The organism is Arthrobacter sp. JZ12 (assembly GCF_035189165.1).
In the GTDB taxonomy this organism is placed as follows: domain Bacteria; phylum Actinomycetota; class Actinomycetes; order Actinomycetales; family Micrococcaceae; genus Arthrobacter_D.
On record NZ_CP045246.1, the window covers coordinates 2,404,131 to 2,427,622 of the forward strand.

At 66.1% G+C, this 23,492-nt stretch carries 24 protein-coding genes; 8 read left to right on the forward strand and 16 right to left on the reverse strand.

Going from position 1 to position 23,492, the window contains the following annotated elements:
* Positions 1 to 37: 37 nt before the first annotated feature.
* The 5 genes from GC088_RS11035 to GC088_RS11055 all read right to left on the reverse strand — a co-directional run bounded on the left by GC088_RS11035 (position 38) and on the right by GC088_RS11055 (position 4,830).
* Entirely contained in the window at positions 38 to 499 is a 462-nt protein-coding gene (locus GC088_RS11035; protein ID WP_323959057.1) for a DUF3817 domain-containing protein, read from the reverse strand.
* Entirely contained in the window at positions 496 to 1,305 is an 810-nt protein-coding gene (locus GC088_RS11040) for an SURF1 family protein (protein WP_323959058.1), read from the reverse strand. Before GC088_RS11040 ends, GC088_RS11035 begins: the two co-directional genes overlap by 4 nt.
* A 119-nt stretch (positions 1,306 to 1,424) precedes the next feature.
* Positions 1,425 to 1,865, reverse strand: a complete 441-nt coding sequence (locus GC088_RS11045) for a PTS sugar transporter subunit IIA (RefSeq protein WP_416377536.1) — start codon at positions 1,863 to 1,865, stop codon at positions 1,425 to 1,427.
* Positions 1,866 to 1,915: 50 nt separating this feature from the next.
* Positions 1,916 to 3,640 carry a glycerol-3-phosphate dehydrogenase/oxidase gene (locus GC088_RS11050; RefSeq protein WP_323959060.1) on the reverse strand — a complete coding sequence of 575 codons (1,725 nt, stop codon included), beginning with the start codon at positions 3,638 to 3,640 and terminating at the stop codon, positions 1,916 to 1,918.
* A 50-nt stretch (positions 3,641 to 3,690) separates the two neighbouring features.
* Positions 3,691 to 4,830, reverse strand: coding sequence for a GuaB3 family IMP dehydrogenase-related protein (locus GC088_RS11055; RefSeq protein ID WP_323959061.1), 1,140 nt, complete (start codon positions 4,828 to 4,830; stop codon positions 3,691 to 3,693).
* Between the two features lie 70 nt (positions 4,831 to 4,900).
* Here GC088_RS11055 and GC088_RS11060 point away from each other — a divergent pair, with 70 nt between their 5' ends.
* From GC088_RS11060 to GC088_RS11070, 3 genes are read left to right on the forward strand one after another with little or no spacing between them, the layout of a single operon-like run.
* Positions 4,901 to 5,779, forward strand: coding sequence for a hypothetical protein (locus GC088_RS11060; RefSeq protein ID WP_323959062.1), 879 nt, complete (start codon positions 4,901 to 4,903; stop codon positions 5,777 to 5,779).
* A gap of 49 nt (positions 5,780 to 5,828) precedes the next feature.
* The gene (locus GC088_RS11065) at positions 5,829 to 6,473 is read left to right on the forward strand and encodes a hypothetical protein (protein ID WP_323959063.1); all 645 of its coding nucleotides are present in this window, start codon (positions 5,829 to 5,831) and stop codon (positions 6,471 to 6,473) included.
* 2 nt (positions 6,474 to 6,475) lie between these two features.
* Positions 6,476 to 7,090 (forward strand): hypothetical protein, encoded by a 615-nt coding sequence (locus GC088_RS11070; RefSeq protein WP_323959064.1) that lies wholly within the window; start codon positions 6,476 to 6,478, stop codon positions 7,088 to 7,090.
* A gap of 120 nt (positions 7,091 to 7,210) precedes the next feature.
* Here GC088_RS11070 and guaB read toward each other — a convergent pair whose 3' ends face one another.
* The 3 genes from guaB to groES form a co-directional block, all read right to left on the reverse strand.
* Complete coding sequence (gene guaB, locus GC088_RS11075) at positions 7,211 to 8,719, reverse strand: IMP dehydrogenase (protein ID WP_323962040.1); 1,509 nt, start codon at positions 8,717 to 8,719, stop codon at positions 7,211 to 7,213.
* 225 nt (positions 8,720 to 8,944) lie between these two features.
* On the reverse strand, positions 8,945 to 10,561 hold the full coding sequence (gene groL, locus GC088_RS11080) for a chaperonin GroEL (RefSeq protein WP_323959065.1): 1,617 nt from the start codon (positions 10,559 to 10,561) through the stop codon (positions 8,945 to 8,947).
* Between the two features lie 98 nt (positions 10,562 to 10,659).
* Entirely contained in the window at positions 10,660 to 10,956 is a 297-nt protein-coding gene (groES, locus tag GC088_RS11085) for a co-chaperone GroES (RefSeq protein WP_323959066.1), read from the reverse strand.
* A 281-nt stretch (positions 10,957 to 11,237) separates the two neighbouring features.
* Between groES and GC088_RS11090 the strand changes: the two genes are divergently transcribed.
* The gene (locus GC088_RS11090; RefSeq protein WP_323959067.1) at positions 11,238 to 12,449 is read left to right on the forward strand and encodes a class I SAM-dependent methyltransferase; all 1,212 of its coding nucleotides are present in this window, start codon (positions 11,238 to 11,240) and stop codon (positions 12,447 to 12,449) included.
* Between the two features lie 24 nt (positions 12,450 to 12,473).
* On the opposite strand, the gene GC088_RS11095 is transcribed toward GC088_RS11090, so the two are convergent.
* Positions 12,474 to 13,295 (reverse strand): shikimate 5-dehydrogenase, encoded by an 822-nt coding sequence (locus tag GC088_RS11095; protein WP_323959068.1) that lies wholly within the window; start codon positions 13,293 to 13,295, stop codon positions 12,474 to 12,476.
* Positions 13,296 to 13,459: 164 nt separating this feature from the next.
* On the opposite strand from GC088_RS11095, the gene GC088_RS11100 reads away from it, so the two are divergent.
* Positions 13,460 to 14,611, forward strand: a complete 1,152-nt coding sequence (locus GC088_RS11100; protein WP_323959069.1) for a glutamate--cysteine ligase — start codon at positions 13,460 to 13,462, stop codon at positions 14,609 to 14,611.
* Positions 14,612 to 14,614: 3 nt separating this feature from the next.
* Here GC088_RS11100 and GC088_RS11105 read toward each other — a convergent pair whose 3' ends face one another.
* The gene (locus GC088_RS11105) at positions 14,615 to 15,181 is read right to left on the reverse strand and encodes a maleylpyruvate isomerase family mycothiol-dependent enzyme (protein WP_323959070.1); all 567 of its coding nucleotides are present in this window, start codon (positions 15,179 to 15,181) and stop codon (positions 14,615 to 14,617) included.
* Positions 15,182 to 15,232: 51 nt separating this feature from the next.
* Here GC088_RS11105 and GC088_RS11110 point away from each other — a divergent pair, with 51 nt between their 5' ends.
* Complete coding sequence (locus GC088_RS11110; protein ID WP_323959071.1) at positions 15,233 to 16,054, forward strand: helix-turn-helix domain-containing protein; 822 nt, start codon at positions 15,233 to 15,235, stop codon at positions 16,052 to 16,054.
* A gap of 18 nt (positions 16,055 to 16,072) precedes the next feature.
* Here the strand turns inward: GC088_RS11110 and tsaD are convergent, their stop codons facing one another.
* The 5 genes from tsaD to alr are packed head-to-tail and all read right to left on the reverse strand — an operon-like array spanning position 16,073 to position 19,990.
* Positions 16,073 to 17,140: a tRNA (adenosine(37)-N6)-threonylcarbamoyltransferase complex transferase subunit TsaD gene (gene tsaD / locus GC088_RS11115; protein ID WP_323959072.1), complete on the reverse strand. Its 1,068-nt coding sequence runs from the start codon at positions 17,138 to 17,140 to the stop codon at positions 16,073 to 16,075.
* On the reverse strand, positions 17,137 to 17,598 hold the full coding sequence (rimI, locus tag GC088_RS11120) for a ribosomal protein S18-alanine N-acetyltransferase (protein WP_323959073.1): 462 nt from the start codon (positions 17,596 to 17,598) through the stop codon (positions 17,137 to 17,139). Before rimI ends, tsaD begins: the two co-directional genes overlap by 4 nt.
* A gap of 17 nt (positions 17,599 to 17,615) precedes the next feature.
* The gene (tsaB, locus tag GC088_RS11125; RefSeq protein WP_323959074.1) at positions 17,616 to 18,269 is read right to left on the reverse strand and encodes a tRNA (adenosine(37)-N6)-threonylcarbamoyltransferase complex dimerization subunit type 1 TsaB; all 654 of its coding nucleotides are present in this window, start codon (positions 18,267 to 18,269) and stop codon (positions 17,616 to 17,618) included.
* A gap of 9 nt (positions 18,270 to 18,278) precedes the next feature.
* The gene (gene tsaE / locus GC088_RS11130) at positions 18,279 to 18,830 is read right to left on the reverse strand and encodes a tRNA (adenosine(37)-N6)-threonylcarbamoyltransferase complex ATPase subunit type 1 TsaE (protein ID WP_323959075.1); all 552 of its coding nucleotides are present in this window, start codon (positions 18,828 to 18,830) and stop codon (positions 18,279 to 18,281) included.
* Positions 18,827 to 19,990 (reverse strand): alanine racemase, encoded by a 1,164-nt coding sequence (gene alr, locus GC088_RS11135; RefSeq protein ID WP_323959076.1) that lies wholly within the window; start codon positions 19,988 to 19,990, stop codon positions 18,827 to 18,829. Before alr ends, tsaE begins: the two co-directional genes overlap by 4 nt.
* Positions 19,991 to 20,110: 120 nt before the next feature.
* Between alr and GC088_RS11140 the strand changes: the two genes are divergently transcribed.
* Positions 20,111 to 20,905: an SDR family oxidoreductase gene (locus GC088_RS11140; RefSeq protein ID WP_323959077.1), complete on the forward strand. Its 795-nt coding sequence runs from the start codon at positions 20,111 to 20,113 to the stop codon at positions 20,903 to 20,905.
* An 80-nt stretch (positions 20,906 to 20,985) separates the two neighbouring features.
* Here GC088_RS11140 and GC088_RS11145 read toward each other — a convergent pair whose 3' ends face one another.
* Positions 20,986 to 22,071, reverse strand: coding sequence for a carbohydrate kinase family protein (locus tag GC088_RS11145; RefSeq protein WP_323959078.1), 1,086 nt, complete (start codon positions 22,069 to 22,071; stop codon positions 20,986 to 20,988).
* A gap of 64 nt (positions 22,072 to 22,135) precedes the next feature.
* Here GC088_RS11145 and GC088_RS11150 point away from each other — a divergent pair, with 64 nt between their 5' ends.
* On the forward strand, positions 22,136 to 23,482 hold the full coding sequence (locus tag GC088_RS11150; RefSeq protein ID WP_323959079.1) for a family 4 glycosyl hydrolase: 1,347 nt from the start codon (positions 22,136 to 22,138) through the stop codon (positions 23,480 to 23,482).
* Positions 23,483 to 23,492 lie beyond the last annotated feature (10 nt).

Sequence of the window (23,492 nt, forward strand, 5' to 3'; positions counted from 1 at the left end):
AATAGTGGTAGTGCCGGTCCGGCTGCACATTATGTGCTCAGTACCTCGACCGCGCTTCGGGATGAGCGGCCAGCTCCTCCTCCACCCGCCGGTGGACGCGCTTCTCCACAATGAAGGACAGCAGAGGCACGACACCGCCGAGTGCGATGATCACGAACTGGGAAAACGGCCACCGCATGAACTGCCACAGGCGGAAATCAGCGATTAGGTAGACGACGTACAGCCAGCCGTGAACGATCAGCACGGCCGTGGACAGGTTGAAGCCGCCCGCTGAGTCGACCTGGGCTTCCTGGACCAGGCCGAGGGCACCGGCAGAACCGCCGGCGATGATTTCGGCGCCGAAGCCGTACTTGGCAACCATCTCGACAACAACCAGAAGCAGCATTACACCCGTGGCGTACGCGAGGAACTTGTAGAAGCCCAGCGCTGAACGGATCTGCGCGGGAGTGCCGCCGAAGCGTCGCTTCGCGGTGGTGTTGGTCGGTGCAGGTTCGGTCACGTTCTTACCTCGTCGTGGTTCGGTGCGGCGTTGAGCAGGTCCTGTTCGTCTTCCAGGGTTCGGCGGTGGTCATCAGCGACAAGCCGCCACCACAGGAAGAAGGCGAAGCCGGCGAAGACGAACCATTCGACGGCGTAGAAGATGTTGAGCCAGTTGATGGGCGTCTCCTGCGGCTGGGGCCCGACCCGAACCGGTTCCATCGGCGCCTCAACCTGCAACTGCTCGCCGCCGACCGTGGTCTGGAAGGCTACGACAAAGCCGGAGTACACAGACGGGACATCCCAAACATTGATCAGTTCGGCGACGGACAGGGAGGCCACCTGCCCTTCGACGGGCCGCTGTACGACGGGTGCCTCAGTGGGCAGCAATCGCCCTTCCACTGTTGCTGGGCCGTCGGGTTCCGGCAGATGACTGCCTGCGTCGTTGCCCGCGGCGGCGTCAGGCACCCATCCGTGCACCACGGGCAGCACTGCGTTCGGATTCCCGGACTCCGCCACTTCGAAGGCTGACACCACCCAGAACCCTTGCCGGTCGCCCTGAAGCCGGGTTTGCACGAGAACCTGCGTATCGGGCAGGAACTGCCCGTCCATGGTGACCATCTGGTCGGCGATGCCTGCGGTCATCGGCACGCCAGGCTGAAACACCTCCGTGAGGGGCTGGACCTGCTCGGTGGTACTCGGCGGCGGCGGGGCAGCTTCCTGCGAGCGTGAGAACTGCCATTGGCTGAGCAGTACGAAAAGCGCGGCTATGGCCATGGCGAGGACCAGCGCAAGGATCCAGCGCGGCTTCAGCGCGGTTTTCAACACCTCTTAACGGTACTTCCTGCCCGCTGACGGATACGAATCCGAACCCTCACCCAGAGACGTAGATCACGCGAGTTAGTGACTGGGAAGATCTGCTACTGCTGGCAATCCGCGCACTCCGGCTAGTGGTCGAAGAAGACCAGGGATGAGTTGATGAGCTCGCTGATCACCTCGGCGTCGTGGGCACGACGCAGTGATTCTCGGAAGTTCTCCTTGAACAGCGAGCGCGCAAGGGTGGCCAGCACTTCGAGGTGCTCGGAAAATGACTCCGCGGGCGTTGCGATCAACAGCACAAGCGTGGCAGGGCCGTCCAGCGCGCCGAAGTCCAAACTGTGGCCGTAGCGCGTGACGCCGACGGCGATCGAGGTCTGCTTCACGTGCTCGCTGCGGGCATGCGGAACACCGACGCCGCCGGGCAGGCCGGTGGCCATCTGGTGTTCGCGCGAGTTGACCAGATCGAGGAAGCCCTCGAGGTTGTCGATCCGGCCGCACTCATACAGCCTGGCGGCAAGCTGCGCTGCGGCGTCGGCCTTGTCCTCGGCCACCATGTCGAGGATCACCATGTGCGGCGTGGTCAGTTCGGCGTCGTGCAGGTCGAGGGGTGTCACAACGGCTAGCTTAGCGGCACCACGTCTTCCACTCCCATGCGCGCGCTGTCGGCGGAGATGTCGTCGGGCTGCTGCTGGCTGAGTCTCTCGGCCTCCACCCGCGCAAGGTAGTGCTTCACTTCACGGTCGACCTGCGCATCGCTCCAGTTCAGATGGGGCGCCATCAGGCGCGCGACGACAGGTGCCGCAGATACCCCGCGGTCCCAGGCCTCGATCGAGATACGGGTTCGGCGGGTCAGCACGTCCTCGACGTGCCGCGCGTCTTCGTGCGTGACTGCGAAGACGACCTCTGCTTCCAGGTAGTCATCGGCACCGGGCAGCGGTTCGCCCAGTTCGGGGGTTTCCCTGATCAGCGACAGCACGTGCTCGGCGTGCGTCCCATACCGCTGCAGGAGATGCTCGACCCGCGCAACGTGCACGCCTGACTCGTCAGCAAGGCGCGCCCGCCTGTTCCACGCGGCGCGGTACCCCTCGGCGCCGAGCAGGGGCACTGTCTCGGTGCAGCTGTCGGGTACGCGTTCATCCAACGCGCGCGACGCCTCGTCCACCGCATCCCGCGCCATCACCCGGTAGGTGGTCCACTTGCCGCCTGCAACCACCACGAGCCCCGGAACGGGGTGCGCAACCACGTGCTCGCGTGAGAGCTTGGCCGTTGAGTCGTTCTCCCCCGCCAGCAAAGGCCGCAGGCCCGCATAGACGCCTTCGACGTCTTCCCGGGTCAGCGGGCGCTTCAGCACCCGGTTCACGTGCTCAAGGATGTAGTCAATGTCCGACGACGATGCCGCCGGATGTGCCTTGTCCAGGTTCCAGTCGGTGTCAGTAGTGCCGATTATCCAGTGCCTGCCCCACGGAATGACGAACAGGACGGACTTCTCCGTGCGCAGGATGAGCCCGACGGTGGACTGGAAACGGTCCCGCGGAACCACCAGGTGGATTCCCTTCGACGCGCGCACCTTCAACTGGCCGCGCTCCGTGACCATCGCCTGGGTCTCGTCGGTCCAGACTCCCGTGGCATTCACGACCTGCTTGGCGCGGATGCTGAATTCCTCGCCGGTCTCGTGGTCCTTGACGCGGGCTCCGACCACGCGTTCGCCCTCGCGCAGGAATTCGACGACGGATACCCGGTTGGCCGCCTTGGCGCCGTAGGACGCTGCGGTGCGAATCATGTTCACGACGTACCGGGCGTCGTCGACCTGCGCATCGTAGTAACGGATGGACCCGACCATCGCGTTGTCTTTCAGGCTGGGCGCCGCGCGCAGGGTGCCCCGGCGGGTGAGGTGCTTGTGCATCGGTACGCCGCGGGAGTTCCCGGACGTCATGCCCATGGTGTCGTAGAGGATGATGCCCGCGCCGACGTACGGCCGCTCGATGAAGCGCTTGGTCAGCGGATACAGGAACGGAACCGGGCGGACCAGGTGCGGAGCGATTCGCTGAATCAACAGCCCCCGCTCCTTCAGCGCCTCCTGCACCAGGGCGAAGTCGAGCATCTCCAGGTAACGGAGTCCGCCGTGGATTAGCTTGGAGGACCGGGACGAGGTTCCGGATGCCCAGTCGCGAGCCTCGACGATTCCGACATCAAGCCCTCTGGTGACTGCGTCGAGGGCAGAACCTACGCCGACGACGCCGCCTCCCACGATCAGAATGTCCAGCTCCTTGCCTGGCCCGGTTGTGGACTTGAGCGCTTCAATTGACTTCTCACGCTGCTCGGGGCTGAGGACACCTCTGATCATGGCCGTTATCCACCTTCGTTGTCGCGGATTGGTCCCTCAACTCTAGGCAATCAGTCGTTCGAAAGGTAGGGCGACAGGACAACCTCCACCCGCTGGAACTCCTTCAGGTCCGAGTACCCGGTGGTGGCCATTGCGCGTCGGAGCGCACCGATGAGGTTGGAGGTTCCGTTGGTGTGGTGCGACGGGCCCCACAGCACTTCCTCCAGCGGTCCGACCGTTCCGACGTTCACCCGGTCGCCGCGGGGCAGCTCACCGTGATGGGCTTCCTGGCCCCAGTGCCAGCCGCGGCCGGGTGCCTCGTCGGCGCGGGCCAGTGCGGAGCCAAGCATGACGGCGTCGGCTCCGACGGCGATGGCTTTCACGATGTCGCCGCTCGTGCCCATCCCCCCGTCGGCGATGACGTGCACGTAGCGTCCACCGGACTCGTCCAGGTAATCGCGGCGGGCGGCCGCGACGTCGGAAATGGCCGACGCCATCGGCGAGTGGATGCCCAGGGCGCGGCGCGTCGTCGTCGTCGCTCCCCCACCGAAGCCGACCAGGACACCGGCCGCGCCGGTGCGCATCAGGTGGAGGGCTGGCGTGTAGCCGGCGGCGCCGCCCACGATAACCGGGACGTCGAGCTCGTAGATGAACTGCTTGAGGTTGAGCGGTTCCTCCGTTTTGGAAACGTGTTCGGCGGACACGGTGGTTCCGCGGATAACGAAGATGTCGACGCCGGCCGCCAGGACGGTCTTGTAGAACTGCTGGGTGCGTTGGGGCGTGAGCGAGCCGGCCACGGTGACGCCGGCGTCGCGGATCTCCGCGAGGCGGCTGGTGATCAGCTCCGCCTGGATGGGAGCGTCGTAGAGCTCCTGCATGCGGCGGGTCGCGGCAGGGCTGAAGTTTTCGGTTGCCAGGCCGGCGATCTCCTCAAGGACCGGAGCCGGATCTTCGTAACGGGTCCAGAGTCCCTCGAGGTTGAGTACACCCAGGCCGCCGAGCTTGCCCATGGCGATTGCCGTGGAGGGAGACATGACGGAGTCCATCGGCGCGGCGATGACCGGCATCTCGAACTGGTAGGCGTCGATCTGCCACGAAACCGAGACGTCCCGCGGGTCACGGGTGCGGCGGGAGGGAACCACCGCAAGATCATCCAGGGAATATGCCCTGCGTCCGCGCTTGCTTCGGCCGATCTCAATCTCGTAAGTCACCGGTCTAGGTTATCCCAGCGGGGAGAGGTGCCCATCGCGGCTATTCCGGTGTCACCCCTAGAGTCGGACCATGACCAGTGAGACCCTCGGCGCCAATCCCGACCAGTTGCGCAGCCTCGCCCAGTCAATGGGCAACTTCGGCCAGACACTCACGACGGCGGACCAAACCATCACTGCGGCCCTCAACGGAGTCCCTTGGCAGGGCGGCGATGCCGACCGCTTCCGGTCGCAGTGGCACTCCAGCTTCCGGGTCCAACTGCACCAGGCAGCGTCCATGCTCGAAACCCAGTCCCGCGTCCTGGTGGGTCAGGCAGATGAGCAGGACCGGGCCAGTGACGCAGGCGGCGGCGGTATCAGCGGGGGTTTCGACGGCGTGCCCGCCAGTGCCACGGACGACGCCGGTGGTTCCGGAGATGATGACCTGCTGGACCTTCTCGGTAACGCGGTGGGCGATCTCGGGGCCTGGCCTCCCTACCAGATAGCCAACTGGGTTGCCTCTGCCGGCGGCCTTGGTGCCGAGCGCCTCCTGAACGCCATGGCGCGGGCGGACCTGTTGACCCCCAATTTCGGCACCGCACCCGAAGTGGGCTATCTCCGCGGGACCCAGACACTCAATGCCCTCAACCTCGTGGGCAAGTTCGCCGGCGGCCTCAGTATCATCACCGGGCTGGGCCAGGCGTACCAGGGCTTCCAGTCGGGGGACGGGCACGTTGTAGCCGATGGCGCAATCACCACCATCCTTGCTGCCGGCAGCCTTACTCCCACCCCGGCTGCACCCTTCTTTGCAGCTGCCTCACTGGTGTGGGCCGGCGCTCAATTCCTGTCCGGTGATGTGCCGGTGACGGAGCGGATTACCGACTTCGCGTCCGATGCGGGTGACGTCATCGCGGACGGCGCCGATGCCGTCGCAGACGGAGCACGCGACGCATGGAACTGGGCCTTCGGCTAGTAGTCTCGCCTAGGAGCACGCACTGACATCCAACCCAGGAGAACAACCCGTGGCCGACGCAACCGCCCTGCACCTCACCGAGCACGAGATCCTGGCTCTGCTGGCGTTCAACGACACCGAATCGTGCACGATCACCCGGGACATCTTCCGCCTTACACCGCACGCCGATAATGCCGATCTTCAGCGTGCCGGGCTGAGCACCCTGTTGGTTCGGGACCTTGCCGAGCTGGACGGAGAAGACATCCGGGTGAAGGGGCCCACCGGATTCCTTGCCGCGGTCATGGCGACAGCCGGCGAGTGGCTCGAAATAGCCCTGATCACGCCGTCAACCAACCACGTACTGTTCGCGGTTTCCTCCGCCGGCGGTGCTTTCGTTGCCAATGTGAGCGGCCGCGCTACCCACAGGTTCACACCGCTCAAAAACGAGGCACCGATCCTGAGCTTCGGGCTCGATGCTGCCTCCCATTTCCTTCAGGGTGACAACGCCGCGCGCCCGGCTGCGGCGCAGATCAAACACCACGGCCTCGGAGTCGAAGCCAGGACCGCAAACCTGATGGTTGATGAATCGGGTGCATGGCATCTGGCAACCGGCGAAGGTGACCAGCTCGCCAAGCGCGACGTGAGCTCCTCCGATGCCCTGGAACTGTTCGGGCAAGCGTTGACCCTTGACGCCGATGCGAAGGCTTCAGAGTGATCATGGAATCCCGCCCCCTTGAGTACTGGCTGTCACCCCAGCTGAGCCAGGCTGGGCAGGGCAGCACCAGCGTGCTTCGGCGGATGGCGCTGAACGACGCACAGAGCCGCGCGACCTGCCTGATGCTCTACTTCTGGTGCGCCTGGCTGGCGTTGATTGCCGTCGTTACGGTTTTCACTGCACCCGGCGTGGTTCCCTACGCGGCCACCGGTGCACTCATCGCAGGTGCCGTCGCATCCGCTCTCTCTGCCCGCCGGCGCAGGCGGAAGACGCCCTCAATCGGCCATCCGGCGTCGTCAAGGGCGCCACGGACGGTGCGGGGAGCCTGGACGGGAATCGCCCTGGTGGCGGTCGGCGCATCTGGTTTGATGCTGGCGCTGATGCTCTCGGAAGACGCGGACCTGAGTGCCGGGTCGATCGCCGGCGGTGTGCTCGGCCTGCTGTTCATAGTGGCGTTATTCGTTGGAACCCTGTTGATACCCGCCTGGCACATCGAGAACGCCGAGCGGCTCTTCAGGGAGAGGATCGGCCGCGAGCCGGAACTGAGGCAGGCCCTTGAGGAGATGGCGCGCACGCATTCCGACGAGGGCGGCAGGCTCCAGTTCGGGCCGCTCTAACAGTCCCTCTTTACGGTTCCCCATACATGCAAAAGCGCCGGTCAGGTGCAGGTTCGTGGGGTCTTTCCCACGATTTCTGCACCGGACGGCGCTTTTGCGTTGAGCCTAAGCCGGAAGGCGTTACTTCGAACTGTAGTTCGGTGCCTCGACGGTCATCTGGATGTCGTGAGGGTGCGACTCCTTCAGCCCTGCGGAGGTGATGCGGACGAACTTGCCCTTGGCCTTGAGCTCTGGGATGGTCCGCGCACCGGTGTAGAACATGGTCTGGCGCAGGCCGCCCACCAACTGGTGGGCCACCGAGGACAGCGGTCCCCGGTAGGCCACGCGGCCCTCGACGCCCTCGGGGATGAGCTTGTCGTCGCCGATAACGTCGCCCTGAGAGTAACGGTCCTTCGAGTACGAGGTGTTCTTGCCCCGGGTCTGCATGGCTCCGAGCGATCCCATGCCGCGGTAGGTCTTGTACTGCTTGCCGTTGACGAAGATCAGCTCTCCCGGCGCCTCGGCCGATCCGGCGAGGAGCGAGCCGAGCATCACGGTGTCGGCGCCGGCAACCAGCGCCTTGCCGATATCACCCGAGTACTGGAGTCCGCCGTCGGCAATAACCGGAACGCCCGCCGGAATAGCGGCCTTGGCGGATTCATAGATGGCCGTGACCTGCGGAACGCCGACGCCGGCCACCACGCGGGTGGTGCAGATGGAACCGGGGCCCACGCCGACCTTGATGCCGTCAGCGCCGGCGTCGATCAGGGCCTGCGCGCCCTCACGGGTTGCTGCCTGGCCGCCGATGATGTCGACGTGCGCGGCAGACTTCTCCGCCTTCAGCCGAGCGATCATTTCCAGCACGCCCGCGCTGTGCCCGTTGGCGGTGTCAACGAAGAGCGCATCGACGCCGGCATCGACCAGGGCCATTGCGCGCTCCCAGCCGTCACCGAAGAAGCCGATGGCTGCACCGACGCGGAGGCGGCCCTCATCGTCCTTGGTGGACAGCGGGTACTGCTCGGCCTTGGTGAAGTCCTTGACCGTGATGAGGCCCTGAAGAACGCCATTGTCGTCAACCAGCGGGAGCTTCTCGATCTTGTTCTTGGCCAGCAGGCCGATGGCGTCCTCGCCGCTGATGCCCACGTGGCCGGTGACCAGCGGCATCGGGGTCATGACCTCGCGGACCAGACGGTGCGCGAACTCGGACTCCAGCACAAAGCGGGTGTCACGGTTGGTGACGATGCCCACGAGCTTGCCCTCGCCGTCGACCACGGGAAGGCCCGATACGCGGTAGTGGCCGCAGAGATCGTCCAGCTCGCGCAGGGTGGCGTCGGGGCCGATGGTGACAGGGTTGGTGATCATACCCGATTCGCTGCGCTTCACACGGTCCACCTGCTCGGCCTGGTCGGCGATCGAGAGGTTGCGGTGGATCACACCGAGACCACCCTGACGGGCCATGGCGATTGCCATGCGGGCCTCGGTGACTGTGTCCATGGCCGAGGACAGCAACGGGGTCTGTACGGTGATGCGTCTGGAGACGCGTGAACTGGTGTCGGCTTCCGAGGGAATCACGTCAGTGTGTCCGGGAAGCAGCAGGACGTCGTCGTAAGTCAGGCCGACAAAGGCAAACGGATCATGGGGGCTCGACAGTTCGCTCAACGCGCGCCTCTTTCAGGGGATGCTTTGGATGGGTGGCCGGCTCGATCGGACCAGCAATTCCGGCCTCTATCGTAGAACGAATGCTATGGATGCCCTATTCCGGGGAACGTAATCCGGGTGTGAAAAGAGCAACGTTCCGGCCTTCGAAAAGACCGGAACGTTGCCCTATGCCGCCTGGCGGCGTGCCGCTAAGCGGCTTGAATCAGTGCGCTTGGATCAGTGCGCGTGACCGTGGCCTGCCTCGGCGTCGTCCTCGGCGGGCTTCTCGACAACCAGCGTCTCGGTGGTGAGAACCAGCGCGGCGATCGAAGCTGCGTTGCGCAGCGCCGAGCGCGTGACCTTCACCGGGTCGATGATGCCGGCGTCAACCAGGTTCTCGTAGCCGCCGGTGACCGCGTTGAAGCCGTGACCGACCTCAAGCTGGCCGACCTTGTCGACGACAACGTAGCCCTCGAAACCTGCATTCTCAGCGATCCAGCGCAGCGGCTGCACCAGCGCGCGGCGGACAAGCCCGACGGCGGTTGCTGCGTCACCTTCCAGCTTCAGGACAGTGGGGTCCTCGTCCAGCACCTTGACGGCGTGGATGAGTGCCGAACCGCCGCCCGCGACGATGCCCTCTTCGAGCGCGGCGCGCGTGGAGGACACAGCGTCCTCGATGCGGTGCTTCTTTTCCTTGAGCTCGACCTCGGTGGCTGCGCCGACCTTAATGACTCCGACGCCGCCGGCCAGCTTGGCCAGGCGCTCCTGGAGCTTCTCGCGGTCCCAATCGGAATCGGTGCGCTCAACCTCAGCCCGAATCTGGGCAACGCGGTCTGCGACGTCCTGCTCGCTGCCGGCGCCGTCAACAATGGTGGTGTTGTCCTTGGTGACGGTGATGCGGCGGGCCGAACCCATGACCTCGAGGCCAACCTGGTCCAGCTTCAGGCCGAGGTCCGGCGAGACAACCTGCGCACCGGTGAGGGTTGCGATGTCCTGGAGCATGGCCTTGCGGCGGTCGCCGAAGCCCGGAGCCTTGACGGCAACAACGTTCAGGGTGCCGCGGATCTTGTTGACCACCAGGGTGGAGAGGGCTTCGCCCTCGATGTCCTCGGCGATGATGAACAGCGGCTTGCCGGCCTGGAGAGCCTTCTCCAGCAGCGGCAGGAATTCCTGGAGTGCGGAGATCTTGCCGGAGTTGATCAGGATCAGCGCGTCTTCGAGGACAGCTTCCTGGCGCTCGGGATCGGTGACGAAGTAGGGGCTCAGGAATCCCTTGTCGAACTGCATGCCCTCGGTGAGGACCAGCTCGGTCTGGGTGGTCGAGGATTCCTCGATGGTGATGACGCCGTCCTTGCCGACCTTGTCGAACGCCTCGGCCAGCAGGTCGCCGACCTCCTGGCTCTGGGCCGAGATGGCGGCAACATTCGCGGTCTGCTTGCCGACAACCTCGCGGGCGTTCTCGAGCAGGCGTGCGGCAACAGCCTCAACCGCAACCTCGATGCCGCGCTTGAGTGCGCCGGGAGCGGCGCCAGCTGCGACGTTGCGCAGGCCTTCCTTAACCAGCGCCTGCGCGAGGACGGTAGCCGTCGTCGTGCCGTCACCGGCGACGTCGTTGGTCTTGGTGGCGACTTCCTTGGCGAGCTGTGCGCCGAGGTTCTCATACGGGTCGTCCAGCTCGACCTCACGGGCGATGGTTACGCCGTCGTTGGTGATGGTGGGGGCGCCCCACTTCTTGTCGAGGACGACGTTGCGTCCGCGAGGGCCGAGGGTCACCTTGACGGTGTCGGCCAGCTTGTCGACGCCGGCTTCGAGCGAGCGACGGGCGGCGTCGTTGAACTCCAACTGCTTTGCCATAACTTACGTTCCTTTCAGGCCTGTGCAGTGATGTCAGGAATGGGGGTGTTCCACAGAAAGAACCCCGGCCTGGGACGGCCGGGGTTCACTCTGAAGAGCTACTTGACGACGATCGCCAGAACGTCGCGGGCGGAGAGCACCAGGAACTCCTGGCCGCCGTGCTTGACTTCGGTTCCACCGTACTTGGAGTAGATGACTACATCGCCTTCGGAGACGTCGACCGGGACGCGGTTGCCGTTGTCGTCAACCCGGCCGGGGCCTACTGCGACGACCTCACCCTCCTGGGGCTTCTCCTTGGCGGTGTCCGGGATGACCAGACCGGAAGCGGTGGTCTGCTCGGCTTCCAGCGGCCGAACGACAATACGATCTTCAAGAGGCTTGATAGAGACCGACACTCGGACCTCTCCTTCACTTGGTTTGAACGATTCGGGGTTCGAGCAGGCGCTGACCGTCGTCGCGGTGCCGGTTGGCGCATCCTCGAGGGATTAGCACCCTCATAGCGAGAGTGCCAAGTCTGACTTTATGCAAACGGTTAGCACTCGGTCAAGGCGAGTGCCAGACGCGTCTAGGAGCCGCCCCGGAGCTTTCCGAACAGCGGATCAAACGACCATCCAGGAGCCCACCCTCTAGACTGAACCCGGCCCTGCAGTCCTTACGAAAGCTTGAAAGCGATCCCTTGACCGAGAACCTCCTTGCCCCCGTCCTGACTCCCGAGGGCTGGGAGCTGCTCAATTCGCTCGGCCCCTACTCGGAGGCGGACAGCCTCCGGCTCAACGAACAGCTCCGCGCAGCCGGCCACTCTCCTGACGTGGTTGCAGCAGCGCTCACCCAGTCCCGCCTTCGCGCGAAGGCGGAGGCGAAGTTCGGTCCATTCGCGGCGCGGATGCTCTTCACGCCGGCCGGGCTGGAACAGGCCACCCGGCTGAACGTCGCCGCCCGCCATGCCCAGCGCTACGTCAGTGCGAATCTCCAGAAAGTTGCCGATCTGGGCTGCGGCATCGGCGCGGACTCCATGGCCCTTGCCACGCTGGACCGGGACGTCACCGCCGTCGAACTCGACGAGACCACCGCTGCTGCCGCCACCATGAACCTGCTCCCCTGGTCCAATGCCACGGTCCTGAATGCGGACGCCGCCACCGTGGATCTTGCCGAGTTCGACGGCGTCTGGCTGGATCCGGCGCGGAGGACCACCTCAAGCTCGGGCACCAAGCGCCTGTTCGATCCGGAGGCCTTCTCGCCACCGCTCTCCTTCGTGGAGCGCCTTGCGGCCACGGGCATGCCGGTCGGAGTGAAGCTGGGCCCAGGCATTCCGCATGACGCCATACCCGCAGACTGCGAGGCGCAGTGGGTGTCGGTGGACGGCGATGTCGCCGAGGTGGTCCTGTGGTTCAACGCCCTGCGCCGCGGGAACGTCCGTAGGAGTGCCCTCCTGATCGGCGCGGCCGGCGCGGCGGAGCTGACCAGCAGCACCGACTTCGGCGAGGACGCCACCGCTCCCGTCGGCCCGATCGCCGGGTACCTCTACGAACCCGACGGCGCGATCATCCGCACCGGGCTCGTTGCCGATGTCGCCTCCCAGATCGGCGGACATCTGCTGGATCCGAACATCGCCTACATCTGTGCTCCCGAACTGGTGGACACCCCGTTCGCCCGCGCCTACCGGGTGCTCGAGGTGCTGCCCTACAACGTCAAGGGGCTCCGGGCCTGGGTGAAGGCCAATGACATCGGCGTCCTCGACATCAAGAAGCGCGGCACCTCCGTCACGCCCGAGGAGCTGCGCAAGCAACTGTTGGCCGGCTCGAAGAAGTCCGTCCGCAAGGCCACGCTGGTACTGACACGGCTCGGCGAGGAGCGCGTCGCCGTCGTCGTAGATCCCGTCCTGACCTAGCTGATTCTGCCCGTGGGCAAAGCGTCAGCCGGCCTGGCGGGAGAACTCACCCGCCCTGCGGATCTGCTCGTCGGTCGGACGCACCCCGGTGTACAGGACAAACTGTTCGGCCGCCTGAAGGGCAATCACCTCCGCACCGGTGATCACCGGCTTGCCCGCGCGCCGCGCCGCGCGGATGAGCGGCGTCTCCGCCGGGAGTGCGACGACGTCGAACACCACCTGCGCGGCGGCGACGGCTTCATCGCTGAAGGACTGCGCGGACTCGTCGGACCCGGACATGCCGAGCGGGGTCACGTTGATCAGGAGATCGGCCGTGGAATTGCCCGCTTCGGACTGCCACGCGAAACCGTACAACCCGGCAAGGGCACGTCCGGTCTGCTCATTGCGAGCCGCAATGGTGACCCGGGTGAAGCCCGCGTCCCGCAGCGCGGCGGCAACCGCCTTCGCCATTCCCCCGGAACCGCGCAGGAGAACCGACGACGACGGCGCCAGGCCGGCCTGCTGTCCGAGCAGCTGCGCGACCGCAAGGTAGTCGGTGTTGTAGGCGGTGAGGACGCCGTCGTCGTTCACGATGGTGTTGACGGAATCAATGGCGAGCGCGGAGGGATCCATCTTGTCCACCAGGGCGATCACATCCTCCTTGAACGGCATCGAGACGGAGCAGCCGCGGATCCCGAGGGCACGGACACCGGCAATCGCGGAAGGGAGGTCGGTGGTGGTGAAGGCCTTGTAGATGTTGTTGAGGCCGAGCTCGTCGTAGAGCCAGTTGTGGAAGCGGGTGCCGATATTGCTGGGACGGGCGGCGAGCGAGATGGACAGGACCATGTCTTTGTTTAGGATCGGCACCACCCCAGTATGCCAAGCCGTGGATGACGGACCGGGTACGCCAAGCCGGGTCATCCAGCACGGTCGATCACTTGCCCTGCACTAGGATTAGGGACAGTTCTCACCCGCGATGGCGCGTTACCGAGGCACATTTCCCACCGTCCGGTACCGGTCAGGAGCACATAGTGAAGATTGAGTTCGCGAAGTCCCAACAGTCCACGCTCGGCGTCGAGTGGGAGCTCGCCCTCGTTGACCGCTACAACGGCGGGCTGGTCTCTGTAGCCAAGGAAGTGCTGCGGGGCGTCAACGAACTCCACCCCGAACTTCACGCCGATGATGAGCATCCGCACATCAAGCAGGAGCTGCTGCTCAACACCGTCGAGATCGTAACCGGCATTTGCCATACCGTGGCCGAGGCGAAGGAGGACCTGTTGCGCTCACTCGCCGCGGTCCGAGAGGTCACGGACCCGATGGGTGTTGAACTCTTCTCGGCCGGATCGCACCCCTTCAGCTCTCCGCGCTCGCAGCCGGTCACCGACAAGGAGCGGTACCTTAAGCTGATTGACCGGACCCAGTGGTGGGGCCATCAGATGGTGATCTACGGCGTCCACGTCCATGTGGGTTTGGACTCCCGGGACAAGGTTCTGCCGGTGCTCGACGGGCTGGTGAACTACTTCCCGCATTTCCAGGCGATCTCCGCATCTTCCCCCTACTGGGGAGGAGAAGACACCGGTTACGCCTCGCAGCGCGCGTTGATGTTCCAGCAACTGCCCACGGCAGGACTGCCGTTCCAGTTCCGGACCTGGGAAGAGTACGAATCCTACGTCCAGGACATGTTCACCACCGGCGTCATCGACACCGTCAGTGAGATCCGCTGGGACATCCGCCCGGTCGGTGCGCTTGGGACGATTGAGATGCGAGTGTGCGACGGGCTGTCCACGCTGGAGGAAGTCGGCGCTGTGGCTGCGCTGACCCAGTGCCTGGTGGACGACTTCTCAACCACCCTGGACAATGGCGGCACCATCCCCACCATGCCGCCGTGGCATGTGCAGGAGAACAAGTGGCGTGCGGCCCGCTACGGGCTTGAAGCCATCATCATCCTCGACGCCGCCGGCAACGAGCGTCTGGTTACCGAGCACCTGATGGACGAGCTGAACCGGCTCGAACCAGTCGCCGCCAAGCTGGGCTGCTCCGAGGAACTGCGCGACGTCGAGAAGATCCTGCAGCGCGGCGCGGGGTACCAGCGCCAGCGGCGCATCGCCGCCGAGCACAACGGCGACCTTAGCGCCGTCGTGCTGGACATGGTGCGTCAGTTGCGCGAAGGTACCGCAGACTGACCCTCAGGCGTTAACGCCGGATCGCCACGCGGCGTCGCGGCCCATGCGTGCCAGGAGCCGGGATTCCCGGCTTGCATCTTCCGACACGGGCAACGCGGGTTTGCAGATCCCCTCCATGTAGAGGTGCTCGCCGAAGCCGTTCAGAGACTCCTCAATCAGATCAAGTTCGGTATCCCCGAAGTGCGTCTGCTGTCCCGCGCCTCGGGCGATGTCCCACCGGTGCACCAGAAGGTCAAAGCCGTAGAACGTGGCCAACGTGGCTCCCACGGTGGCCGGACCAAAGAAACCATCGAACGACTTCTCCGCCAGGTCCGGCGTCTCCAGGACCTCCTGCACCCGGGTGGAGTGCTCCTTCCACGCGGATGCCGGGTCCGCTTCCGTCGACGGTCGCGGCCCAATGTCGATCCCGTGCTGGTCCAGGAAATCCCGTTCGGTGTCGATGAGGTGGTCAAGCACGTCACGGACGGTCCATCCGGCACAGGGCGATTCCGCTGTCCAATCATTCACCGCTTCAACGACGTCAGTGAGGGGTGCGTTTGCTGCCCGGTACTGCTCTAAGTGTGTAGTCATGCCTTCACCGTAGGGGTCGGCGCCGACACTCGTCTTGATAAAATCCGACACGTGGCAACCGGAATGGATCCCATCAGCCGCGGCCGGTTGCACGACCCGACGGTTCCGGCCCCTCAGCTCTTCCGCTACGCCCCGGCGCCGCAGTACGCGCATCTCATCCGCCACTTCTGGGTTCCGGTCTGGAGCTTTCCCGCCGGCGTCCAATCCCACCAGCGCGTGCTGCAATACCCGAGCACGCTGCTGGTCATCGCACCCGACTATGCCATCGCAAAGGGTCCTGAACCGGAGCTCTCCCACAAGGTCCTGCGCGGTTCATCCTGGGCATTCGGCGTGCTGTTCCAGGCCGCCGCCGGGTACCGCCTCCACGGTGCGGGGCTGCCTGCGCTGGTGGGGAACGAGGCGCCCCTCATCGACGCTCTTCCGGAGCTTGGGGAGGCGGTCCGGTCGGTCCGGGCAGAGATGGCGGCCGCGCCGTCGTCGTCGGAAGTTCACCGGCGGTGCATGGCGATTGTCTCGGAGGGGCTGGCGCCGTGGTGTGCGCCGCTTGATGAGGAGGACTCGCTCATCAACCTCATCACTGACCACGTTGAGCAGACTCCGACGCTGACCCGCGTGGACAAGCTGGCCGCGGCCGTTGGCCTGGACGAACGGTCGCTGCAGCGCCTGACCCGCAAGCGGCTGGGCCTCAGCCCGAAGTGGCTCATCCAACGGCGGCGGCTGCAGGAAGCGGGCGTCCGTCTCGCCGTCGGCGGGTGCTCAGTCGGGCAGCTGGCCACCGAGTTGGGCTACGCCGATCAGGCTCACTTCACGCGCGACTTCTCCCGCGTGACCGGCCTGACGCCCGGTGAGTACGTGAAGCTGAACGCCCCCTGACCAAGCGTTGGCGCAGGGCTAGAGGTAGACGGTACTCACCGGCATGGACGAGTCGGTGCCGAAGCCGATTCCGCTCGGCTCCCCGCCATCCATGATGATCCGGGCGGCGAGGGCTGCCACCATCGCCCCGTTGTCGGTGCACAATGACGACGGCGGGATGATCAGCTCGATGCCCGCAGCCTCGCAGCGCTCGAGGGTGAGCTGGCGGAGCCGCGAGTTGGACGCCACTCCCCCGCCCAGTAGGAGCGACGTGATGCCGTTCTCGGTGCAGGCCAGGACCGCCTTTGAGGTGATCACGTCCACCACTGCTTCCTGGAACGAGGCCGCCACATCGGCCACCGGCACGTCCGCCCCGCGCGCTTCGCAGTCCTCCACAAAACGTGCGACGGCGGTCTTCAACCCGCTGAACGACCAGTCGTACCGGTGCGGACCGGGTTCCTCAGCCGTTCCCATGTACTTGGGCTGAGTGAGCCCACGTGGGAAGCGGATGGCCTTGGGGTCGCCGTCCGCCGCAATCCGGTCAATAGCGGGTCCACCGGGATAGCCCAGGCCCAGGATGCGGGCGACCTTGTCGTAGGCCTCGCCCGCAGCGTCGTCGATGGTTGAGCCGAGGAGTTCGACGTCGGCGGCCAGGTTGCGCACGCGCAGGATCTCCGTATGACCGCCCGAAACCAGCAGCGCGCCGAGATTGTCCGGGAGAGTCCCGGCGTCGAGCAGCCCGACGCCCACATGCGCCACTAGGTGGTTCACCGCGAACAGAGGCTTGCCGGTCGCGACGGCGAGCGCCTTGGCTGCGGCCACCCCCACCATCAGGGCGCCGGAAAGCCCGGGGCCGGAGGTCACGGCGAGCGCGTCGACGTCGGACAGCGTGACGCCCGCTTCATCGAGCGCCTGTTGCAGTGTGGGCACCATGGCGTCCAGGTGCGCCCTGGAGGCGATTTCCGGGATCACGCCGCCGAAGCGCACGTGTTCATCCATTGATGAGGAGACTGCGTTGGTCAGCAGGGTGGTGCCCCGCACGATTCCCACACCTGTTTCGTCGCAGGAGGACTCGATGCCGAGCACCAGTGGTTCAGACCGGTTCATGATTCATCTCCGGAAGGCTCGTGCGCGGCTCCGGTTTCGAGGACCAGCCGCATGACGTGGGCGTTGACGCCGTCGCGGTAGTAGCCGCGCCGCGTGTGGATGTGCTCGAAGCCGAACCGCTCGTAAAGGCTGCGGGCGCGGGGATTGTCTTCGCGGACCTCAAGCAGGGTTTCGGCGGCGCCCCGGCGGCGGGCCTCCTCGAGCATTCCCGTCAGCATGGCGGTGCCGATGCCCTTCCCCTCGTGTTCAGGAAGCACTCCGATCGTCTGTATATCTGCAATCTCGCCCACCACCATCACTCCGCAGTAGCCCACAAGGTGTCCGTCGATTTCAGCCACGGAGTAGGCTCGCGTCTCTACCAGTGAGAACTCGTCATAGAACAGTTCAAGCGGCCACGCGTCAATGGGAAACAGCATCTGTTCCAGCGCCCCAACCAGCGGGATGTCTTCCAGGCGCATGGGCCGAAGTGTGAACGTCACAGCAGGGCCTTCTTCCGCGGCCCAGGAACCTTCGCATCCGACTCCCGCAGGTACAGCGGAGTGGTGGGCCGAAGGGTGCCGCCCGCCGCGAAGGTCCGCTCGGCGATGACGGCCAGCGCGGCGGCGTCAGGCCAGAGGTCCGTCGCGTGGGGTGTTCCTGCCAGCCGTTCGGCATACAGTCCTGCACCGTGCCCGTAGACCGGAAGCTCGGGAACGGTTTCGGCGGGGCCGACGTGCGGGCCGTCAACCAGTTCCGGCAGGCCCGACGCCGCGCGGTACCGCGCCCAGTACACTTCCTTGCGCCGTGCGTCAGTGGCGACGGCGAACTCACCGTCCGGGTGGCCTGCATCCAGCGCCACCGCATCCAGGCTCATGACCCCGTGCAGCGGAACGCCCCATACAAACGCGAGCATCCGAGCGGTGGCGATACCGGCGCGCAGTCCCGTGAACGGTCCCGGCCCGACGCCGACAACGATCGCGTCCAGCGCCGTTCCCGCGACGTCAGCGTCCGCTAGCAACTGCTGGATGGCGGGAGCCAGGACTTCGGCGTGCGAGCGCGTATCTGTTGATGAGAATCGCTGCAGCACCTCGCCGTCGCGAATCACGGCCGCACTGGCTGCCGCGGAGGTATCCAAGGAAAGAATCAGCACGGTACGCTCCTAGACCAGTGCCCGCGGCTGCATGCCCGCCCAGCGCGGACCGTAGGCGTCAATGCGCACCTGGCGCGGTTCGTCGTCGTCATCTGTTGTTTCGTTGCCACCGGGTACGACGACGCCGGCATCGCCCTGGGCGACCGGCGAACCTGCCGCGGGGCGAACCAGTGTGACGTGGAGGCGGCTGTCGGCGAGGTGCTCCACCCGCCCGGCACCCCACTCCACGACCGTGACGGAGTCCTCCAGGGTGGATTCGAGGTCGAGGTCGTCGATCTCGGCATCCGATTCCAGGCGGTAGGCGTCCACGTGCACCAGTCCCGGGCCGCCAGTCAGCGATGGGTGGTTACGCACCAGGACGAAGGTGGGGGAAATGATTCCTTCCCGCACGCCGAGTCCGCGGCCCAGTCCCTGGGTGAAGGTGGTTTTGCCGGCACCCAGCTCCCCCGTGAGGATAAGGAGGTCCCCCGGCGCAAGTTCGGCGCCAAGCCCTGCGGCGAACCGCTGCAGCTCATCAACCGAGTTAACGGAAATCTCCTGGGACCAAACCGGTTCGGTCATGAGGTCGCCTCGGAATCAACGTACCGGCGGGTCACGCGGGGACTGATGCGGGTGACCACCTCATAGTTGATCGAGCCTGAAGCGCGGGCCCAGTCATCGGCGGTGGGCGTGCCGTTGCCGTCGCCGAAAATCACAACCTCATGGCCCAGCGGGCTCTCCTCGGTGTCCACGAGTCCGGTGGCCTCGAAGTCGACGACGAACTGGTCCATCGCGATCCGTCCCACCACCGGGTAGATCCGGCCGTCGATGGTCACGGGAGCCCCAACTGCTATCCGGGGTATCCCGTCACCGTAGCCGACGGGAATCAGGCCCAGCGTGGTCCGCTTCTCCGTGCGGTAGGCAAACCCATACGAAACACCATGCCCGGCCGGCACTTCCTTGCAGTTAGCCACCGTGGTGCGGAAACTCATCGCAGGGCGAAGACCGAGCTCAATGGAAGACTGCCCCTCGAAGGGTGAGAGTCCGTACAGTCCCAGCCCGATCCGAACAAGGTCGAAGTGGGCGTCGGGCCGCGAGAGAGTTCCGGGTGTGTTGGCCAGGTGCCGTACCTCGAGGTCGACGCCGGCGTCCTCGGCTACGGCCACGGCGTCGCGGAAGCGCTGGATCTGCTCGTCATTCTCCGCACGATGAGGTTCATCGGCGACGGCCAGATGGGAGAAGACTCCTACTACGCGGAGCAGCCCCTCCTCCTGGTGCTGCAGCGTCTGGCCGAGCAGGGACTCCCACTTCTCCGGCGGGCACCCGTTCCGGCCAAGGCCGGTGTCGATCTTGAGGTGGACCCGCGCCGGACGCTCCAGCCGGCGTGCTTCCGCCACCACGTGCGCGAGCTCCCAGCCTGAGACACCCAGGTCCACGCCCAGCTCGATCGCAGCAGCGAAGTCACTGGACTCGGTGTGCAGCCAGGCCAGGACGGGCGCATCGATGCCGGCCCGCCGAAGTTCAACAGCCTCGGAGATGTGTGCCACGCCGAGCCAGGTGGCGCCGGCCTCCAGCGCAGCCTTCGCCACGGGAACAGCTCCGTGACCGTACCCGTCGGCCTTCACAACCGCCATCACCCGGGCGGGACTGGCGATATCCGCGATGTGCCTGACGTTGTGCCGGATAGCGGCCAGGTCGATGTCCACCCGCCGCTCCGGCAAGGGCCCTGCTGAAAAATCCACGCCCCTATTCTGTCAGTTTCCGCAGCCCAGGTCGGAATTGGGCCCTGCGTACCGCAGTTCGCCGCGGATGCCGGGGCGAGGGCCCTTGCCAGCCGGATTACGACGGCGACAGGATGGAACATGACCTTCTCACCCAAGACCGCAATAGTCACCGGATCGGATTCAGGCATCGGACGCGCCACCGCCGTTGCCCTCGCAGAAGCAGGTTGCGACGTCGGCATCACGTGGCACTCGGACAAGGACGGAGCCGAGGAAACCGCACGCGAGGTCGAGGCCAAGGGCCGAAAGGCCGTCGTCGCGCAGTTGGACACGACGGACCCCGCATGCGGCGACGTGATCGACCGCGTGGCCGAGGAGCTGGGCGGCGTGGACATCTTCGTCAACAATGCAGGCACGGGAGACGGCACACCGTTCCTTGACCTGGATTGGGACACCTGGCGGAGCACGGTGTCAGCTGACCTGGACGGAGCCTTCGTGTGCATCCAGCGCGCAGCCCGCCGCATGGTGCAGGCCGGGACGGGTGGCAGGATCATCGCCGTCACCAGCGTCCACCAGGAGCAGCCCCGGGTGGGTGCGTCCGCCTACGACGCCGCCAAGCACGGCCTGGGCGGACTGATCCGCACGATCGCTCTCGAACTTGGCGACCGCGGCATCACGGCCAACGCCGTCCTGCCCGGGGAGATCGCCACGCCCATGACGGGCAACGAGGACGAAGACCCGCACAAGATCCACCGTCCTGGAGTTCCGCTTGGCCGTCCCGGTGACGCACGGGAGATCGCCTCGGTCATTGCCTTCCTCGCCTCCCCGGCCGCTAGTTACGTCACGGGCGCCTCGTGGGTTGTCGACGGCGGCATGCTCCAGATGGGCCCACAGGCCGGGTCCCACATCACCAGCGACGATTGGCGCTCAGTCTGAGGTTCCGGTCTGAACCAGCGCGGCGGCTGCCGGTTAGTCGTCACTGCTGTCATACGGCGATGCTTGTCAGATGGCGCTGCTCAGGCGTCCGACTGGGTGGCGATTGTCGCCGTCGCGCGCCGCACTGCGCCGGGAGGGATGTCCGCAACGATGTCCTCCAGAAAGGCGTAGCGCCGCAGCCACTGCTTGCGGACGCCGTCGCGCCCGGCGCTCATGCGCCTCCACCAGTCCGCGATGTCGCCCCAGCCCGGTGCGGCGAGGGAACCGCCGACCTCCTGGACGGACAGGGATGCGCAGAGGTTCGCGAAGGCAAGACGGTCGGCCAACGGCCAGCCGGCCAGGTCCCCCGTGACGAAGGCCGCGCCGAAGCAGTCTCCTGCTCCGGTGGGGTCGTAGGCGTTGACGGGAAGCGCGGGGACCCACTCCTCCTCCCCGGTTAGCGAGTCGACGGCGATTGCCCCCTGCTGCCCCACGGTCACCACTGCTACCGGCACCCGGTCGGCGAGTGCGTACAGCGCAGCCCAGGGGTCGCTGGTGCGGGTGTAGGCCATTGCTTCGGCGTCGTTGGGCAGGAACGCGTGGAAGTGCTGGAGGGAGTCGAGGGCTTCCTTGGACCAGGACCCGCTCGGGTCCCAGCCCACGTCCCCGAACAGGCGCGTTCCGTTGGCGGAGGCTTCCTGCACCCATGGTTCGGCGACCGGGCCGACCTCCGCGAGGGCCGCGCGGCAGCGGGGCGCCTCCGCGAGCAGTTCCGACGCCGACAGCGGCGACGGATGCCCGTGGGTCACCATCGACCGGTCCCGGTCGACCGACAGGGACACGGTCACCGGGGAATGCCACTGCTCGAAAGTCCGTGACCGCGACAGGTCCACCAGTTCCTGGCCCTGCAGGATGCTGCGGTTGAAAGCCCCATAGCCGTCGTCGCCGAACGCCGCGGCGAGGGTGGTTCGCAGCCCGAGCCGGCTCGCTGCGATCGCCTGGTTGGCCACGCCGCCGGGACAGGATCCCATCCCCTCCGCCCAGGTTTCGGTACCGGGTGTGGGCAGCACGTCCAGGCCGGTGAAGATAATGTCGAAGAACACCGAACCGGTGATCAGCAGGTCGAACTCCGGATCCGTGCCGGTCCGTACAGAGGCAAGCGGGTCAAAGCGGTTCGGGGTGGCCATGTACGGCACCATACCCAAGCAGCCGGCTCTGTGTGCCGGCGGATGACCGCGCAAGGAGTGCCTCATGAAGTTGACCGTCGTCGGCGGCGGAGGTTTCCGTGTGCCCCTTGTGTATCGGGCGCTCGCTGCAGGAGCGTTCGCCGGTCTGATCGATTCCGTCTGCCTGTACGACGTCGATTCCTCCCGAGCGGCTGCTATCGCGCGCGTCGTGGAGGGCATGCCGCTGCCGGTTGGGGCGCGGCGTCCGGCGCTTGAAGTGTCGGTTTCGCTGCAGGATGCCCTGGCGGGGGCCGCCGTCGTATTCGTCGCTATTCGGCCGGGTGGTGCCGCGGGCCGGGTGCTGGATGAGCGGGTGGCTCTGGCCGAGGGCGTGCTGGGCCAGGAGACGGTCGGTGCCGGCGGGCTGTCCTATGCGTTGCGCTCAGTGCCTGAGATGCTGCAGGTGGCTCAGGCGATCTCGCGAATCTGCCCGGACGCGTGGGTCATCAACTTCACCAATCCTGCCGGGATCATCACCGAGGCCCTCCAGCCGTTGCTGGGGAATCGAGTAATCGGTATCTGCGATTCGGCGTCCGGTCTGGTGCGCAGGGCTGCGGAAGCTGCAGGGGTGCCGCTCCCCCTCGGCTCGCTGACCGGCGTCGATTATGTGGGGCTGAACCATCTGGGCTGGCTTCGGCGGCTGGAGCACGACGGCGCCGACCTCCTGCCCGCGTTGCTGGCGGACCCGGGACGGCTGGGCTCGTTCGAGGAAGGCAGGGTATTCGGGGCGCAGTTCCTGCCGGTGCTCGGAGCCGTGCCGAACGAGTACCTCTTCTACTACTACTTCCACGCTGAGGCCCTGAGGTCCGTTGCGGCCGCACCTCAAACCCGGGGCGAGTCGCTGGTGCGCCAACAGGAGGGTCTGTATCCGGAGCTTCTCTCGGCACCGAACCCGTTCGACGTCTGGGAGGAGGCCCGCCGCGCCCGTGAATCCGGCTACCTCGCCGAAGCCCGCTCCCCCGAGGAGTCCCGGGATGAGGCCGACCTCGCCGGAGGAGGCTACGAGCTTATCGCGCTGACGGTCATGCGCGCGCTCCTGCTGGATGAGCCTGCGGAGCTTATTGTGAATGTCCGCAACTCGGGTGCGGTGACAGGGCTGCCTTCGGACGCCGTGGTTGAGGTGCCCTGCCGTGTGGACGGCCAGGGCGCGATCCCCCTGCCGGTTTCGGCGCCGGACCCGCACCAGCTCGGCCTGATGTCGCAGGTGAAGGGCGTCGAGCAGGACGTGATCGCCGCCGTCGTGCACGGAGATCGCTCGCTCGCGCTGCGGGCGTTCGCCCTGCACCCGCTCATCAACTCGGCACATACGGCGACGCGGCTGCTCGCCGGCTACGAGCGGGCGTTCCCGGCGCTGTCGGAGCTCTGGCGCTGATCCGACGTGG

Coding starts and splice junctions, on each gene's coding strand:
- GC088_RS11045 (WP_416377536.1), bottom strand. CDS start 1,865: ATGGTGATCCTCGACATGGTGGCCGAGGACAAGGCCGACGCCGCAGCG.
- GC088_RS11050 (WP_323959060.1), bottom strand. CDS start 3,640: ATGATCAGAGGTGTCCTCAGCCCCGAGCAGCGTGAGAAGTCAATTGAA.
- GC088_RS11060 (WP_323959062.1), top strand. CDS start 4,901: ATGACCAGTGAGACCCTCGGCGCCAATCCCGACCAGTTGCGCAGCCTC.
- GC088_RS11070 (WP_323959064.1), top strand. CDS start 6,476: ATGGAATCCCGCCCCCTTGAGTACTGGCTGTCACCCCAGCTGAGCCAG.
- groL (WP_323959065.1), bottom strand. CDS start 10,561: ATGGCAAAGCAGTTGGAGTTCAACGACGCCGCCCGTCGCTCGCTCGAA.
- GC088_RS11105 (WP_323959070.1), bottom strand. CDS start 15,181: ATGACTACACACTTAGAGCAGTACCGGGCAGCAAACGCACCCCTCACT.
- tsaD (WP_323959072.1), bottom strand. CDS start 17,140: ATGAACCGGTCTGAACCACTGGTGCTCGGCATCGAGTCCTCCTGCGAC.
- rimI (WP_323959073.1), bottom strand. CDS start 17,598: ATGCGCCTGGAAGACATCCCGCTGGTTGGGGCGCTGGAACAGATGCTG.
- tsaE (WP_323959075.1), bottom strand. CDS start 18,830: ATGACCGAACCGGTTTGGTCCCAGGAGATTTCCGTTAACTCGGTTGAT.
- GC088_RS11140 (WP_323959077.1), top strand. CDS start 20,111: ATGACCTTCTCACCCAAGACCGCAATAGTCACCGGATCGGATTCAGGC.
- GC088_RS11145 (WP_323959078.1), bottom strand. CDS start 22,071: ATGGCCACCCCGAACCGCTTTGACCCGCTTGCCTCTGTACGGACCGGC.
- GC088_RS11150 (WP_323959079.1), top strand. CDS start 22,136: ATGAAGTTGACCGTCGTCGGCGGCGGAGGTTTCCGTGTGCCCCTTGTG.